This is a genomic window from Actinacidiphila paucisporea (assembly GCF_900142575.1).
GTDB lineage: Bacteria > Actinomycetota > Actinomycetes > Streptomycetales > Streptomycetaceae > Actinacidiphila > Actinacidiphila paucisporea.
Genome location: NZ_FRBI01000007.1, coordinates 217,483 through 231,252, shown reverse-complemented (window position 1 = coordinate 231,252; position 13,770 = coordinate 217,483). Strand labels below are relative to the sequence as shown.

At 71.9% G+C, this 13,770-nt stretch carries 12 protein-coding genes and 1 riboswitch; all 12 genes read right to left on the bottom strand.

The window, feature by feature from the left end:
• Nucleotides 1-202: 202 nt before the first annotated feature.
• The 12 genes from BUE44_RS14040 to BUE44_RS13985 all read right to left on the bottom strand — a co-directional run bounded on the left by BUE44_RS14040 (nucleotide 203) and on the right by BUE44_RS13985 (nucleotide 13,527).
• A complete protein-coding gene (locus BUE44_RS14040) occupies nucleotides 203-1,528 on the bottom strand; it encodes an SAM-dependent methyltransferase (RefSeq protein WP_073497916.1) in 1,326 nt (441 codons plus the stop codon).
• A gap of 177 nt (nucleotides 1,529-1,705) precedes the next feature.
• Nucleotides 1,706-3,091: an NAD(P)/FAD-dependent oxidoreductase gene (locus tag BUE44_RS14035; RefSeq protein WP_073497914.1), complete on the bottom strand. Its 1,386-nt coding sequence runs from the start codon at nucleotides 3,089-3,091 to the stop codon at nucleotides 1,706-1,708.
• 294 nt (nucleotides 3,092-3,385) lie between these two features.
• Entirely contained in the window at nucleotides 3,386-4,360 is a 975-nt protein-coding gene (locus BUE44_RS14030) for a Ppx/GppA phosphatase family protein (protein ID WP_073497912.1), read from the bottom strand.
• Nucleotides 4,357-4,932: a DUF501 domain-containing protein gene (locus BUE44_RS14025; RefSeq protein WP_073497910.1), complete on the bottom strand. Its 576-nt coding sequence runs from the start codon at nucleotides 4,930-4,932 to the stop codon at nucleotides 4,357-4,359. Before BUE44_RS14025 ends, BUE44_RS14030 begins: the two co-directional genes overlap by 4 nt.
• A gap of 74 nt (nucleotides 4,933-5,006) precedes the next feature.
• Nucleotides 5,007-5,531, bottom strand: coding sequence for an FtsB family cell division protein (locus tag BUE44_RS14020; protein WP_073497908.1), 525 nt, complete (start codon nucleotides 5,529-5,531; stop codon nucleotides 5,007-5,009).
• Nucleotides 5,532-5,682: 151 nt separating this feature from the next.
• Complete coding sequence (gene eno / locus BUE44_RS14015) at nucleotides 5,683-6,963, bottom strand: phosphopyruvate hydratase (protein WP_073497906.1); 1,281 nt, start codon at nucleotides 6,961-6,963, stop codon at nucleotides 5,683-5,685.
• A gap of 168 nt (nucleotides 6,964-7,131) precedes the next feature.
• Nucleotides 7,132-7,803, bottom strand: a complete 672-nt coding sequence (locus BUE44_RS14010) for a transglycosylase family protein (protein ID WP_073497904.1) — start codon at nucleotides 7,801-7,803, stop codon at nucleotides 7,132-7,134.
• A gap of 3 nt (nucleotides 7,804-7,806) precedes the next feature.
• Nucleotides 7,807-8,020, bottom strand: a riboswitch (cyclic di-AMP (ydaO/yuaA leader).
• A 311-nt stretch (nucleotides 8,021-8,331) separates the two neighbouring features.
• Complete coding sequence (locus BUE44_RS39525; RefSeq protein WP_073497902.1) at nucleotides 8,332-9,375, bottom strand: transglycosylase family protein; 1,044 nt, start codon at nucleotides 9,373-9,375, stop codon at nucleotides 8,332-8,334.
• Between the two features lie 193 nt (nucleotides 9,376-9,568).
• A complete protein-coding gene (locus BUE44_RS14000) occupies nucleotides 9,569-10,852 on the bottom strand; it encodes a cytochrome P450 family protein (protein WP_073497899.1) in 1,284 nt (427 codons plus the stop codon).
• Nucleotides 10,853-10,875: 23 nt separating this feature from the next.
• Nucleotides 10,876-11,934 carry a nucleoside triphosphate pyrophosphohydrolase gene (locus BUE44_RS13995; protein ID WP_073497897.1) on the bottom strand — a complete coding sequence of 353 codons (1,059 nt, stop codon included), beginning with the start codon at nucleotides 11,932-11,934 and terminating at the stop codon, nucleotides 10,876-10,878.
• A gap of 34 nt (nucleotides 11,935-11,968) precedes the next feature.
• Nucleotides 11,969-12,622: a SurA N-terminal domain-containing protein gene (locus tag BUE44_RS13990; protein ID WP_073497895.1), complete on the bottom strand. Its 654-nt coding sequence runs from the start codon at nucleotides 12,620-12,622 to the stop codon at nucleotides 11,969-11,971.
• A gap of 164 nt (nucleotides 12,623-12,786) precedes the next feature.
• Nucleotides 12,787-13,527 carry an HNH endonuclease family protein gene (locus tag BUE44_RS13985; protein ID WP_073497892.1) on the bottom strand — a complete coding sequence of 247 codons (741 nt, stop codon included), beginning with the start codon at nucleotides 13,525-13,527 and terminating at the stop codon, nucleotides 12,787-12,789.
• Nucleotides 13,528-13,770 lie beyond the last annotated feature (243 nt).

Sequence of the window (13,770 nt, the reverse complement as noted above, 5' to 3'; positions counted from 1 at the left end):
TACTGACGTCGCATCAGCCTCTTCAAAGGACAAGTCAGGCTGTCCAGGACGTCAACACCGCGTCCACAGTTGCCCCGCGCAAGTGACGTGAAATCGCTCCCCCAACCACCGCAAACGCGCCAACACAGCCCTCCCGGTGGCGCGTCCCGGCCACGCGCCTCGGCTGGGTCCTGTCAGGCGCGTCCCGTCCGGCCGGCGCCGCCTAGAACAGCCAGCCGCGGCGGGTCGGCGGCATGGCGGACGTGCCGTCCGCGTCCGTGCGTACCGCGAGCACCTGGTTGACGCCGATCCGGTTGCGCTCGAAGGACAGCGCGGACGCCGCCATGTAGAGCTGCCAGACCCTGGCCCTGCCGACGGTGGCCGCGCGCGCGGCCTCGGCCCAGTGCGCCTCCAGGTTGGACACCCAGGCGCGCAGGGTGCGCCCGTAGTGCTCGCGCAGCGCCTCCATGTCCCGCACCTCGAAGCCGGCGTCCTCCAGCCGGGCGACGGTCGCGCCGACCGGGGCGAGTTCACCGTCGGGGAAGACGTAGCGGTCGATGAAGTCGTCGACGCGGTACGCCTCCTCGTCGCGCATCGGCCGCCGCGCGATCTGGTGGTTGAGCAGCCGCCCACCGGGCCGCAGCAGGCCGTACAGCGTGCGCGCGTACTCCAGGTACCGCTCGCTGCCGACGTGCTCGGCCATGCCGATGGACGAGATCGCGTCATAGGGGCCGTCGTCGACGTCGCGGTAGTCCTGCACCCGGATGTCGACCCGGCCGCTCAGCCCGGCCTCCGCGACGCGCTTGCGGGCGAAGGCGGCCTGCTCCGCGGACAGGGTGATGCCGGTGGCGTGGACGCCGTAGTGCTCTGCCGCGTGCAGCACCATCGAGCCCCAGCCGCAGCCGACGTCCAGCAGCCGCTGCCCCTCGCGCAGGCTCAGCTTGCGGCACACCAGGTCGAGCTTGGCATATTGCGCGGCTTCAAGTGTGGTGTCCTCTCCCGGCCACACAGCGCACGAATAGACCATGCTCGGTCCGAGGAGCAGCGCGTAGAAGTCGTTGCCGACGTCGTAGTGGTGGGCGATGGCCGCCTTGTCGCGGCGCTTGGTGTGGGCGATGCCGGAGCGCCGGCGCACCTCCTCGGGCGGCGGCGGGGGCGGCAGTCCCGGACCTGCCAGCGCCAGGGCCTCGCGGACCAGGCGGTAGCTGCCGGGATCGCGCACCAGGTCCGCGAGGCGGCGGGCGGTCCGCACGACGCCGCCGGCCGCCGGGTCCGGCTCGTCGCGCCCCCACAGCAGCCCGGACATCCGGTCGAGGACCTCGTAGAGATCACCGTCCACCGTGAGGTCGCCGGCCACCCAGCCGCGGGCCAGGCCCAGTTCGCCGGGCCGCCACAGCAGCCGGCGCAAGGCGCGGCGCCGGCGGAACACCAGGACAGGTGCGCCGGGCGGCCCGGCCTCGCTGCCGTCCCAGGCGCGCACGCGCAGCGGGAACGGTCTGGAGAGGGCGTGTTCGGCGAGCTCGAAAATGCGATAAGCCGCGTCAGCCATGCTTCTGAGCCTACGACTGAAAACCGCCGTTGGCCCGTGAATCTACATTGCGGATACACGCACTTCGCTCGGACGGCGGTTGCCACCGGGTGCCAGGACGCCGTAAGGGCGCCCGCACCACGGATGGCGGGCGCCCTTACGGCGTTGTGCACGGTGCGGCCTGCGCCGCGTGGCGGGTCAGGCCGCGCCGGCCTTCTCGGTCTCGGCGGCCTTCGGCTGCTGGACGACGGCCGGGGCCGGGGCCGGTCGGGCTGCCTCGTAGAACTCCTCGCGGGGGTTCTCGATGGCGCCGAGCGAGACGACCTCGCGCTTGAGGAACATCCCCAGGGTCCAGTCGGCGAAGACCCGGATCTTGCGGTTCCAGGTCGGCACCGCCATGCCGTGGTAGCCGCGGTGCATGTACCAGGCCAGGCGGCCCTTGACCTTGATCTTGGCCTTGCCGACCACGATCATCGCCACGCCCTTGTGCAGCCCGAGCCCGGCGACCGCACCCTTGTTGGCGTGCTTGTACTCCTGCTGCGGGAAGCCGCGCAGCCGGGAGATCACGTTGTCGCCGAGCACCTTGGCCTGGCGCAGCGCGTGCTGGGCGTTCGGCGGGCACCAGGCGCCCTCGCCCGCGGCGAGGTCGGGGATCTGGGCGTTGTCGCCCGCGGCCCAGATGTAGTCGGTGCCGCGCACCTGGAGCGTCGGGGCGGTGTCCACGTGGCCGCGCGGGCCGAGCGGCAGGCCGAACTTCGCCAGAGCCGGGTTCGGCTTCACGCCCGCCGTCCACACGAGGGTGGAGGCGTCGACCTCAAGGCCGTTGGCGAGCACCACGTGCTTGTCCACGCAGGACTTCATCGAGGTGTTGAGGTAGACCTCGATACCGCGCTCCTGGAGGTGTTCCAGGCCCCACTTGCCCAGCTGCGGCCCGACCTCGGGAAGGATCTTGTCGGCGGCGTCGACCAGGATGAAGCGCATGTCCTCGCGCTTCACGTTCGGGTAGTACTTGGCCGCGTCGCGCGCCATGTCCTCCACCTCGCCGATGGTCTCCGCACCCGCGAAGCCACCGCCGACGAAGACGAAGGTCAGCGCCTTGCGGCGGATGTCCTCGTCGGTCGTGGAGTCGGCCTTGTCCAGCTGCTCCAGCACGTGGTTGCGCAGGCCGATCGCCTCCTCGACACCCTTCATGCCGATCCCGTTCTCGGCCAGGCCGGGGATCGGGAAGGTCCGGGAGACCGCGCCGAGCGCCATCACCAGGTAGTCGAAGGGAAGCTGGTAGGACTCGCCGACCAGCGGCTCGACCGTGGCGACCTTGCGGTCCTGGTCGATGTCGACGACCCGCCCGGTCAGCACCTCGGCCCCGGGCAGCACGCGCCGCAGCGGGACGACGACGTGACGCGGGGAGATGCTGCCTGCTGCCGTCTCGGGAAGGAAGGGCTGGTACGTCATGTACGAGCGCGGGTCGACGACCGTGACGGTCGCCTCGCCGTACCGCATCTTCTTCATGATGCGACGCGCCGCGTACAGGCCGACGTAACCGCCGCCTACTACGAGGATCCGTGGACGCTCCGTGGTGCTCATGCATCGAGTATCCAACACCTGCGGGGGGGTACCTCGTGAGCCCCTTCACAAGGACCTGGACACCCTGTGCTACCCTGCCCGGTTTCGCGACCAGGCACGACGTGCCCCGCACCCGCCGCACCGCGCTCGGCAACCTTGCACCGGGCGCTGATCAGCACGAATCGCGCGGTGTTCAACGGTCGGCGGGGCCCTTGTCACACCACCGAAACACACCGCGGCCAAGGATTCCCCGGGTCCCGCGGGCTCACGCCTTGGAAAATCGGGCCGCGGAACGGGAACTTCATGTGAAGAGTTTCACAAAGCTTTCTCCGTGGACCCGCCGGCCGCGGCGAAGGCGATGCCGTCGAGGATGTCGTGCTCGCTCACCACGACCTCCCCGGCACCAGTGTGCTCCATGATCCGCAGCAGGATCAGAGCGCCCGCGCCGATCACGTCGACCCGGCCCTCGTGCATGACCGGGATGGCCGCGCGCTCGTCGTGGGTGGCCGCGAGCAGCCGCTCGGTGACCGCCCTGACCTGGGCGAGGCTGATCCTGGCGTGGTGAATGGCCAGCGGGTCGTACGCGGGCAGGTCCAGCGCGACGGCGGCGACCGTGGTGACCGAGCCGGCCAGGCCGACCAGCGTACGGGCACGGTCCATCGGCACGGTGCGGGACGCCTCGGCAAGGGCCGCGTCGATGTCTGCGGTCATCGTGGCGACGATCTCGGGCGTCGGCGGGTCCACCGGCCGACCGTCCCGCACGATGTGACGCTCCGTCAACCTGACGCAGCCGATGTCGACCGACCGCGCCGCCGTCACCGAATCGGAGCCGAGCACGAACTCGGTCGAGCCGCCGCCGATGTCGACCACCAGATACGGCGTCAGCAGGCCGTGCTCCCCGGTCAGTTCACGGGTGGCGCCGGTGTAGGACAGCTCCGCCTCCTGGTCGCCGGTGATCACCACCGGCTCGACGCCCAGCAGGTCCACCACACCACGCACGAAGTCGTCGCGATTCTCCGCGTCGCGCGACGCGGACGTGGCCACGAAGCGGATACGGGACGCCGGGACGCCGTACCGCCGGATCACCTCGGCGTATTCGCGGCAGGCGGCGAAGGTGCGCTCCAGCGCCTCCGGCGCCAGCCGCCCGGTGCGGTCCACGCCCTGGCCGAGCCGGACGATCCGCATCCGCCGGTCCAGGTCCTTCAGCTCGCCGGTCGCCGGGTCCACGTCGGCGACCAGCAGCCGGATGGAGTTGGTGCCGCAGTCGACGGCGGCCACACGGGTGGTCATGAGGTCTCCTCGCTCGGGCCGGTCCCGTCGGCGGGACCGGCCGCGCCGGTGCCCGCCGCCTCCTGCTGCAACGGGACGCACGGCCCCTTGGCCCACCAGTCGGGCAGCATCGCCAGCGCCTCGTCACCCAGCGGGTTGACGCCGGGACCGGCGGCCAGGGAGTGGCCGACCAGCACGTGCAGGCACTTCACCCGGTCGGGCATGCCGCCCGCGCTGGGAAAGCCGTCGAGCACCTCGACAGCGTCCCGGCGGGCGATGTAGTCCTCGTGCGCGGCACGGTAGGCCGCCGCCAGGTCCGGGTCCTCGGCCAGGCGCGCGGTCATGGTCTTCATCACCCCGTCGGCCTCCAGCGTGCCGATCGCGGAGGCGGCCCGCGGGCACGTCAGGTAGTACAGCGTCGGGAAGGGCGTGCCGTCCTCCAGCCGGGGCTGGGTTTCGACCACGTCGGGATTGCCACACGGGCAGCGGTGCGCGACCGCGCGCAGGCCCCGCGGCGGGCGGCCGAGCTGCGCCCGGACGGCGGCGGCGTCCGCGGGGGTGGCGGGGACGGGATGGGGCTGGGAGGAGTTCATGTGCCGTTCTGTGTCTCGTGGCCGTCTGTGGGGGTCTGTGCGCCGGCCTCGCGGCCGGCGGCGGTCCGGAGGCGTCAGCGCCGCGGCGGTGCTGCGGCGTCGGCATGGTCCACGCCGTCCCACAGGTTCGCGTACCAGGGGCGGTGGGCCGCCGCGGCTGCCTGGCCGCCGCCGTCACCGGGACTGCCGGCGCTCTTGTGCCGGGTGCCCGATGTGCCGGCGGTCGGCGTGGGATTCGCCACGGAGTACCCGTCCTCACCCGGCATCACATAGTGCAGCTGCTTGCGGGCCTGGGTGCGGACGTACTCCGGGTCCTGCCAGCGGGCCTTCTGCTCGCGCAGTTCCTCGACCTTCTGCTTCGCCTGCTGCGCCTCGCGGCGCTGGTCGGCGATGTCGGAACGCTGCGCAATGTACTGCCGCATCGGATAGGCGAGGGCGATCACCAGGGCGCACAGCACCAGGGCCAGCAGCGCCGCCCGTCCGGTGAGCTTGTTGCGGCGGGCCGGGCGCCGGGCCGCCGCGGCACGGTAGACCCGCGCGTGCGCCTCCTGCCCGATGGCCTTGAGCCTGGCCGCGGTGGAGAACCGTTCGGACCCCACGCCGTCGCTCCCCTCATACGTCCCGCAGAACGTACGTACGTCCTACCGGACCGAACATACTGCCCCGCCCGTCCGTACGCCGGTACGTCCCCGCCCACGGTACGGAACCGGTGCGGGGACGTACGGACGTCAGGGGCGTGCGCCCGCGATGTCAGCCCTTGAAGCGCGGGAAGGCGCTGCGGCCGGCGTAGACCGCCGCGTCGTCGAGGATCTCCTCGATGCGCAGCAGCTGGTTGTACTTGGCGACGCGCTCGGAGCGGGCCGGGGCGCCGGTCTTGATCTGGCCGCAGTTGGTGGCGACGGCCAGGTCGGCGATGGTGACGTCCTCGGTCTCGCCGGAGCGGTGCGACATCATGCACTTGTAGCCGTTGCGCTGGGCCAGCTCGACCGCGTCCAGGGTCTCGGTGAGCGAACCGATCTGGTTGACCTTCACCAGCAGCGCGTTGGCCGTGGCGTTGTCGATGCCCTTCTGCAGGCGCTCCGGGTTGGTGACGAACAGGTCGTCGCCGACGATCTGCACCTTGGCGCCGAGCTTGTCGGTCAGCACCTTCCAGCCGGCCCAGTCGTCCTCGAACAGCGGGTCCTCGATGGACACCAGCGGGTAGGCGGCGACCAGCTCCTCGTAGTACTCGGTCATCTCGGCGGCCGACTTCTCGCCGCCCTCGAACTGGTACTTGCCGTCCTTGTAGAACTCGGAGGCGGCCACGTCCAGGGCGAGCGCGATGTCCTGGCCGGGAGCGTAGCCGGCCTGCTTGATCGCTTCGATGATCAGGTCGAGCGCGTCGCGGTTGGAGCCGAGATTCGGCGCGAAACCGCCCTCGTCGCCCAGACCCGTGGACAGGCCGCGGGTCTTGAGCACGCCCTTGAGCGTGTGGTAGACCTCGGCGCCCCAGCGCAGTGCCTCGGAGAAGGACTCCGCGCCGATCGGCGCGATCATGAACTCCTGGATGTCGACGTTGGAGTCCGCGTGCGACCCGCCGTTGAGGATGTTCATCATCGGGACCGGCAGCACATGGGCGTTCGGTCCGCCGAGGTAGCGGAACAGCGGGAGGTCGGAGGCCTCGGAGGCGGCGTGCGCGACCGCCAGCGACACGCCGAGGATGGCGTTGGCGCCGAGCGAGGACTTGTCGGGGGTGGCGTCCAGGTCGAACATCGCCTGGTCGATGAGCCGCTGCTCGGTGGCGTCGTAGCCGACCAGCTCGGGGCCGATCTGCTCGATGACGGCGAGGACGGCCTTCTCGACGCCCTTGCCCTGGTAGCGGTTCTTGTCGCCGTCGCGGAGTTCGAGGGCCTCGAAGGCGCCGGTGGAAGCGCCGGAGGGCACTGCGGCGCGGCCCGTGCTGCCGTCATCGAGGCCGACCTCGACCTCGACGGTGGGGTTGCCTCGCGAGTCGAGGATTTCCCGGGCTACGACGACGTCGATGGACGGCACGTTGTCTCCTTCAGATGATGTCTTCTCGTCTTTTCCGGGACGAGCCTAACCGCCCGGGGCCCCCGCGCCGGTTCCCGGCCCGGCCCCTGAGACGGAAAACCGGCCGGGTACGCGGCGCCCGGGGGCATGCCGCGTACCCGGCCGGTCCGGCGAGGGTGTGCCGGGCGGTCAGCCCAGGTGCAGGTGCTCGCCCGGGTAGATCAGGTTGGCGTCCTTGACGGTGTCCTTGTTGAGCTCGAAGAGCTTGTGCCAGCCGCCGGCGACGTGGTGGCTCTTCGCGATGCGCGACAGGGTGTCGCCGGCAACGACGGTGTAGTCACCCTTGCGGCCGGCGTTCCGCTGCCAGTCCGTGGCGCTGTGCTTGGCGGGCTTGGCGGCGGCCTTGGCCGGGGTGCTCTTCGCCGGGGTGGTCTTCTTGGCGGGCGTGGAGGTGCTCGCCGAGGAGGACGAGCCGCCGGGGTTGACGTCGGGCGACGGGCCGCCCGCGGTCAGGCCGCCGGCCGAGGCGCAGGACCAGGCGCCGGGGCCCTGGAGTGCGAGCAGCTTCTCGGCGACCGCGATCTGCTGGTCCTTGGTGGCCAGGTCGGCGCGGGAGGCGTACTTCAGGCCGCCGGCCGCTTCCCAGCTGGACTGCGAGAACTGCAGGCCGCCGTAGTAGCCGTTGCCGGTGTTGATCGACCAGTTGCCACCGGACTCGCACTGGGCGACGGCGTCCCAGGTCGCCACGGAGGCGGCCGAGGAGGACGTGGCGCCGATCAGCGGTACGGCGATGGCGGTACCGGCGACACCGGCGAACGTGGCGAATCGGACCATCTTTGAGGCACGACGGTGCTTACCCATGTGTGTGTCCCTCACCGACGCCTACGAGGTCAGCTGTCGGGTTCGGACGTGAGTTGCCCGGCCGGCACCGCGAAAAGGACGCGGATACCCGGCTTCACCCCGAGCCGGACCGGTGGCGTGCGCGTGGCAGCGGTGCTGTCCGTGCTGCGCGGCGCAATGCCTCTGGTCCGGCGGAAGACCGTGGGTCCCCCGCTCCTGCCTGCGGCGCTCTCGCGTCGACTGTTCCCGTCGTGCGGCGGCAGGACTCGGCGTTCCGCTCCGACGGGGCCCGCTGTGGCGAGCGCTTAGACGTTAAGCACACCGGCCCCCGTTGAACAAACACTCGCGTTTCGGGCGCCAACTGCCGTCAGGGATTCGGGGAGTGGGAGAACCCGCAGGTCGGAGGGCCGGATTTCAGCAGGGAGCGAGCAACCGGTCACAGGTTCGGCGAGAGCCTTGTCACATCGCCGCACGGCACGGAAATACCCTACGTCCGTTTTGTCACCAGGCTTGCGCGGCACGGGATTTCGACTCCGCGAGCGTCACGGCTCAACCGAGATCGAGGATCTGTCCGGGTTTGATGAGGTTTGGATTGTCGCCGATCACTTGGTGGTTGGCGTCGTAGAGCCGAGCCCAGCCACCCGCGACATCCTGGTCGGCCGCGATCCCGGACAGGGAGTCACCCGCGCCGACCTTGTACGTACCCGGAACCGTATCCGGCGCCGTGTCCGTATTGCCGGTGTTGCCAGGGTCGTTGGCATCCGAGGCCTTCGCGGTGACCCCGGTGGTTTCGGTACGGCTCGCCCGGTCGGCCACGGCCAGCGCCTCGTCGGAGGGGCTGTACGGGCGCGCGTGGCGGCCGCCCCCGTCCGCGGGCGTACTGGGGGCCGTGGGAGCCGTCGAGGCGGCGGGAGGGACGCTCTGGGTGGGTGTGCCGGGGTCCGCGGGGGGCGGCGTCGACGTGCCCGCGCCGGGGTCGGTCGGCGTGCCCGCGGCCGGCGGCGCGGGGGTCGTGGGCGCCGTCGTCGGCGTGGTCGGCTTGCCGGGAGCGGTGGGCGTGGCCGGAGTCGTCGGGGTGGCGGCGGGCGTGCCGGTGTCCGCGGGCGTGCCCGGCGTGGTCGGTGTCGCCGGCGTGCCCGGGTCGGCCGGGGTGGCGGGCGGCGGCGTGACGGTGGTGGGCGCGGTGCTGCCCGGGTCGACGTCCGGCTTCCGGGTGTCCCCGACCAGTCCGGTGGTCTTGTCGCAGCCGGGCCAGGCGTCGGGACCGAGGTCGGCCAGCACCTTCTCGGCCACGGTTATCTGCTGCGCCCTGGTGGCCATGTCGGGTCGCGGGGCGTAGGCCGTGCCGCCGTACTGGCTCCAGGTGTCCTGGGTGATGGCGAGGCCGCCGTAGAAACCGTTGTGCGTGTCGGCGTTCCACATGCCGCCGCTCTCGCACATCGCGACCCTGTCCCAGGTGCCGGCGTCCGCGGCGTGCGCGGCACCCGCGCCCAGCAGGGGCAGCGCGAGTCCGGCGCCGGTCGCCGCGACCGTCACCATGGCCGCGGGGGCCTGGCGGGGGCGTCGGTGCCTGCCGTTCCCTGACGAGAGCATGCGGTCGCCTTTCTTCACAGCCTTACGCGCCCGGCGCGGCCGCCGTCACCGGCATCTGCCGCGCACCGAGGGGACCGGCGCGTCCCGCGAGCCGTACGTGCCTCGCGTTGACCGCAGAACGTAGCGGTGTTGGCCAGCGGATCACAAGTCGATGTAGCGCGCATCACGTAGGGGTCACGCCGGTGACACGCGGTCAGTTCCTCTGCCCCGCCTCGGGGGTGAAGGCCACCGGCAGTGTCCGCAGCCCCCGCATGATCAGACCGCCGCGCCAGCGCAGATCGCCGGGATCGGCGGCGAGCCGCAGATCCGGCAGCCGGGTGAGCAGCGTCGCCAGTGCGGTCCTCGCCTCCAGCCGGGCCAGCGGCGCGCCGAGGCAGTAGTGGATGCCGTGTCCGTAGCCCAGATGTGGATTGTCCGCCCGTGCGAGGTTTACGGAGTCCGGCGCGGAGAAGCGCGCGGGATCGCGGTCGGCGGCGGCAAGCACCACAAGAACCGGGTCCCCGGCCGCGATCGGCTGGCCGCCCACGGTCAGCGCGGTGGTCGCGTAACGCCAGGTCGCCAGCTCCACGGGACCGTCATGGCGGAGCAGTTCCTCGACCGCCGTCTCCAGCAGGGCCGTCTCGCCTGCGGCGAGGGACGCCTGCAACTCCGCGCGGGGGCCCGGGTGTGTCAGCAGGGTGTGCATCCCGTTGCCGATCAGGTTGACCGTCGTCTCGAAGCCGGCGAAGAGCAGGATGAAGGCCATCGCCGCGGCCTCGTTCTCCGTCAGGTGCTCGCCGTGGTCGCTCGCCCTGATCAGGCCGGAGATCAGGTCGTCGGGCGCCCCGCCGTCCGCGCCGCCGGCCGCGGCCGGCTCGGCGCGCTTACGGTGGATCAGCTCGACCAGATACGCGCGCATCCGCTTGACCGAGCGCGCCACCCCGCCGCGCGGGCCGCCACCATGGCGGATCATCATCCCGGCCCAGTCCCTGAAGTCGTCCTGGTCCTCGGCGGGCACGCCCAGCAGGTCGCAGATCGCGTAGATGGGCAGCGGAAAGGCGAACTCGTGGATCAGGTCCGCCTCGCCGCGGGCCGCGAAGCCGTCCACGAAACGGTCCGTCAGCTGCTGCACCCGCTCCCCGAAGCCGGCCACCCGGCGCGGGGTGAAGGCCTTCGACACCAGACGGCGCAGCCTGGTGTGGTCGGGCGGGTCGATGTTGAGCAGATGCGTCATCAGGTCCGCGCTGCGCTCGCCCGGAATGCCGGTCTTCCCGCGCGCTCCCGGCGACTCCGCGTGATGCACCGGGTTCTTGCTCAGCCTCGGGTCCGCCAGCGCCTCACGGGCGTCGGCGTACCGCGTGACCAGCCAGGCCTCGACGCCGCTGGGCAGCGTCGTGCGGTGCACCGGGGCGTGCTCGCGCAGCCAGGCGTATGCCGGGTAGGGGTCGGTGGCGAACTCCCAGGTGAACAGCTCGGGCGTGGCGGCGGGGTCGGTCATCCCCCGACCGTACGTGAACCGGCCTACCGCTCCGGCTCGTCGTCCCCGGCCGCCCCCGCCCCTTGGCCGCCACCGCTCCCGGCGCCGGCCTCCGCCTCGCGTATGGCCGCGCGATAGCGGCGTGCCGCGTGCCGCAGCGCCGCTTCCGGGTCGATGCCGGCCGACTGGGCCGTGGCGGCCTCGGCCAGCAGGTGGTCACCGAGGGCGGTCTCGTCGTCGTAGAGCGGGGCCGGCGGAGTGACCGGCAGCGGCAGGCCCGCCTCCCTCGCGCGGCCGGCGAGCTTGGCCGCCAGGGCCAGCGCGGGGGATGCGAGCGGGACACCGTCGGTGACCGAGTCGCGGGCCTTCTCGACACCCTTGAGCCGTGTCCAGTTGGCCCGCACCTGCTCGGGCGTCTCGGCCACCTCGTCGCCGAAGATGTGCGGGTGCCGGTGGACGAGCTTGGCGACCAGGCCCGCGGCCACGTCGTCGATCCCGAACGGCTCGTCCGGGTCGTCCTCGGCGATCGCCGCGTGGAAGACCACCTGGAGCAGCACGTCGCCCAATTCCTCGCGCACCGCCTCCCGGTCGCCCTCCTCGATCGCCTCGACCAGCTCGTACATCTCCTCGATGCCGTATTTGGCCAGGTCCTCGTGGGTGCGCAGGCTGCTCCACGGGCACTCGGCCCTGATCCGGTCCATCACCTGCACCAGGTCCAGCAGCCGCGCGCCCGGCAGGTCGTAGGACCCGGGCAGCAGCTCCAGGTCGGGCATCGCGACCCGCCCGGAGCCGCCGAGCGCGGCCAGCTCGTCGGTGACGGACCGGTCGCCCTCGCCGCCGCCCGCCGGCAGGTAGACGACCGTACGGCCGCCGGATGTCGCCTCGGCCAGCTCCCGGCCGGTGGGCGCCGCCACTTCGACGCCGACGCCCGCCTCGCGCAGGAACGGCAGGTGCGGGTGGTCGGGGTCCGCGCACAGCACCCGGTCGGCGGCGCGCAGCGTCTGCCACGCCGGCCAGGACAGCTGCCCGGGGGCGACCCGGTGGCTGGTGGTGAGCAGGATCAGCCGGCCGGGGCCGCCCGCGGTGTCGTCGACGTCGTTCACACCTCGAACGTACCGCGACGGTCGGACAACGGCGTCACGCCGCCGGCGCCGCCTGGCTCGGCGTCCTGGTGACCACCCACGGGTCGGTGGCGTCGCCGATGATGGCCTTCTTCGCGTCCCAGGCGCCGTACCGCGGGTTGACCTTCACGCCCAGGCGGTCCGCGGTCTTGGCGATGGCGCTGACGATCGCGCTCTGCCCGCCGTCGCTGCCCGGCTGGAAGCCCAGGCTCACGATCAGCTTGCCGACCAGCGCGTTCGTACGGAAGAAGCTGTCGGCGCCGGACGGGACGATGTCGTACTGCTGGAGCAGTGCCGCGTCCAGCGCCTGCTCGCTGCCGCCGAACTGCTGCAGCGCGGCCGCGTGCTGCTGCTGCACCTCGCCGTCGCTGACCCGCACCCCGGCGTCCGAGGCGGCCCGCTCGATGACGGTGTTCTGCACCAGCATGCTCAGCGTCTGGGTCGAGAGCTTGCCGCCCGCCGAGACCAGCTGGTCGGCCTGCGGCGAGGAGGCCTGCGCCGCCCGTACCTCGTTGACCTTGTTCTGCAACGTGGACACGGTGATCCGCTGGCCGCCGACCACGGCCGCGGCACCTGGCTGCGCCGGACCCGACCCGCACGCGGTGAGGGCGGGCGATGCCAGCAGCAGCGCGGCTGCGGTGATCGAGACGGCGGTGCGGCGGCGGACCATGGGTGCCTCCCGGCAGGGAACAAGCCTCACGATGCTGATGTGATGATCGAGCACGAGGATATTGATCCCGGGGCGCCGATATCCAGCACTACGCCGAACAGGATCCGCAACAGCCGCGCAAGAAGCCGTGCCGGAGCGGTCGGCGCCCGGACCGGGGAGGCGGATCAGCCGGTCGGCAGCGGCTCGCCGGGGCAGCCGTTGAGGACCTTGCGCATGGCGTCCCTTTCCGCGGAGGTCACCCACACGCCGTACTTCCTCTTGACCGCCACCTGGCGCGCCACATAGGCACAGCGGTAGGCGGCGTTCGGCGGCAGCCAGGTCGCGGTGTCGCCGTCGCTCTTGCGGCGGTTGGTCGACGAGTCGACAGCCAGCAGGTTGAGCGGGTCGTTGGCGAAATCCTCCCGCTTGCCGTCCGTCCACTGCGCGGCGCCCTTCTGCCAGGCGTCGGAAAGGGCGACGGCGTGGTCGATGTCGACCTTGCTCGCCCCGCGGGTGTAGGTGATCCGCTTGCCGGTGTACGGGTCGGCGAGGGTGCCCGAGGTCACGATGCACTTCTTGGCCCCGTCGCGGAACGACGTCTGGCGCAGATCGCGTTTGAGTATGTCGTCACGGGTGTCGCAGTGGTTGTGGTCGGTGTCGGCCCACGCAGGGCCGAACCTGTCCCGCGTGTAACCGGTCTTGGGCGCCCGGCCCTTCACCGTCAGCCCGCCGACCGCGGCGAGGGCGCTTCCCTTGCCGCCGTGGCCGCTCGGGGCGCCCGCGCCCGGCGGTGTGGCGCTGCCGGTACCCGCGCCGACCGTCGGGTCCTTGCAGCCCGCCAGGGTGCCGCCCAGGGCGACCGCGAGAGCCGCCGTGCAGACCAGGGTGCGGGCGGTCCCGGTGTTCTTGTACGCCGTCTGCGCCATCTGCGCCTCTCAAAAATCGTCCGGGAGCCCCGGGGCCGGTCGGGTGGGTCGGCGGGCCGGCCTGCCGGGTGCGCCGAGGGTGCGATGAGCGGAAGAACAGTTCGTCAACTGCCTTCCCCCTTCGGCGGAGAGTACGGCTCCCGCGGTGCCGCTCCTACCGCGGACTGCGACGACGGGACCGCTGTCGGCGCGCCGCGGTCGGCACCGGCCGTCGTCATCGCCAAGCTGGTAACACCCTGAATC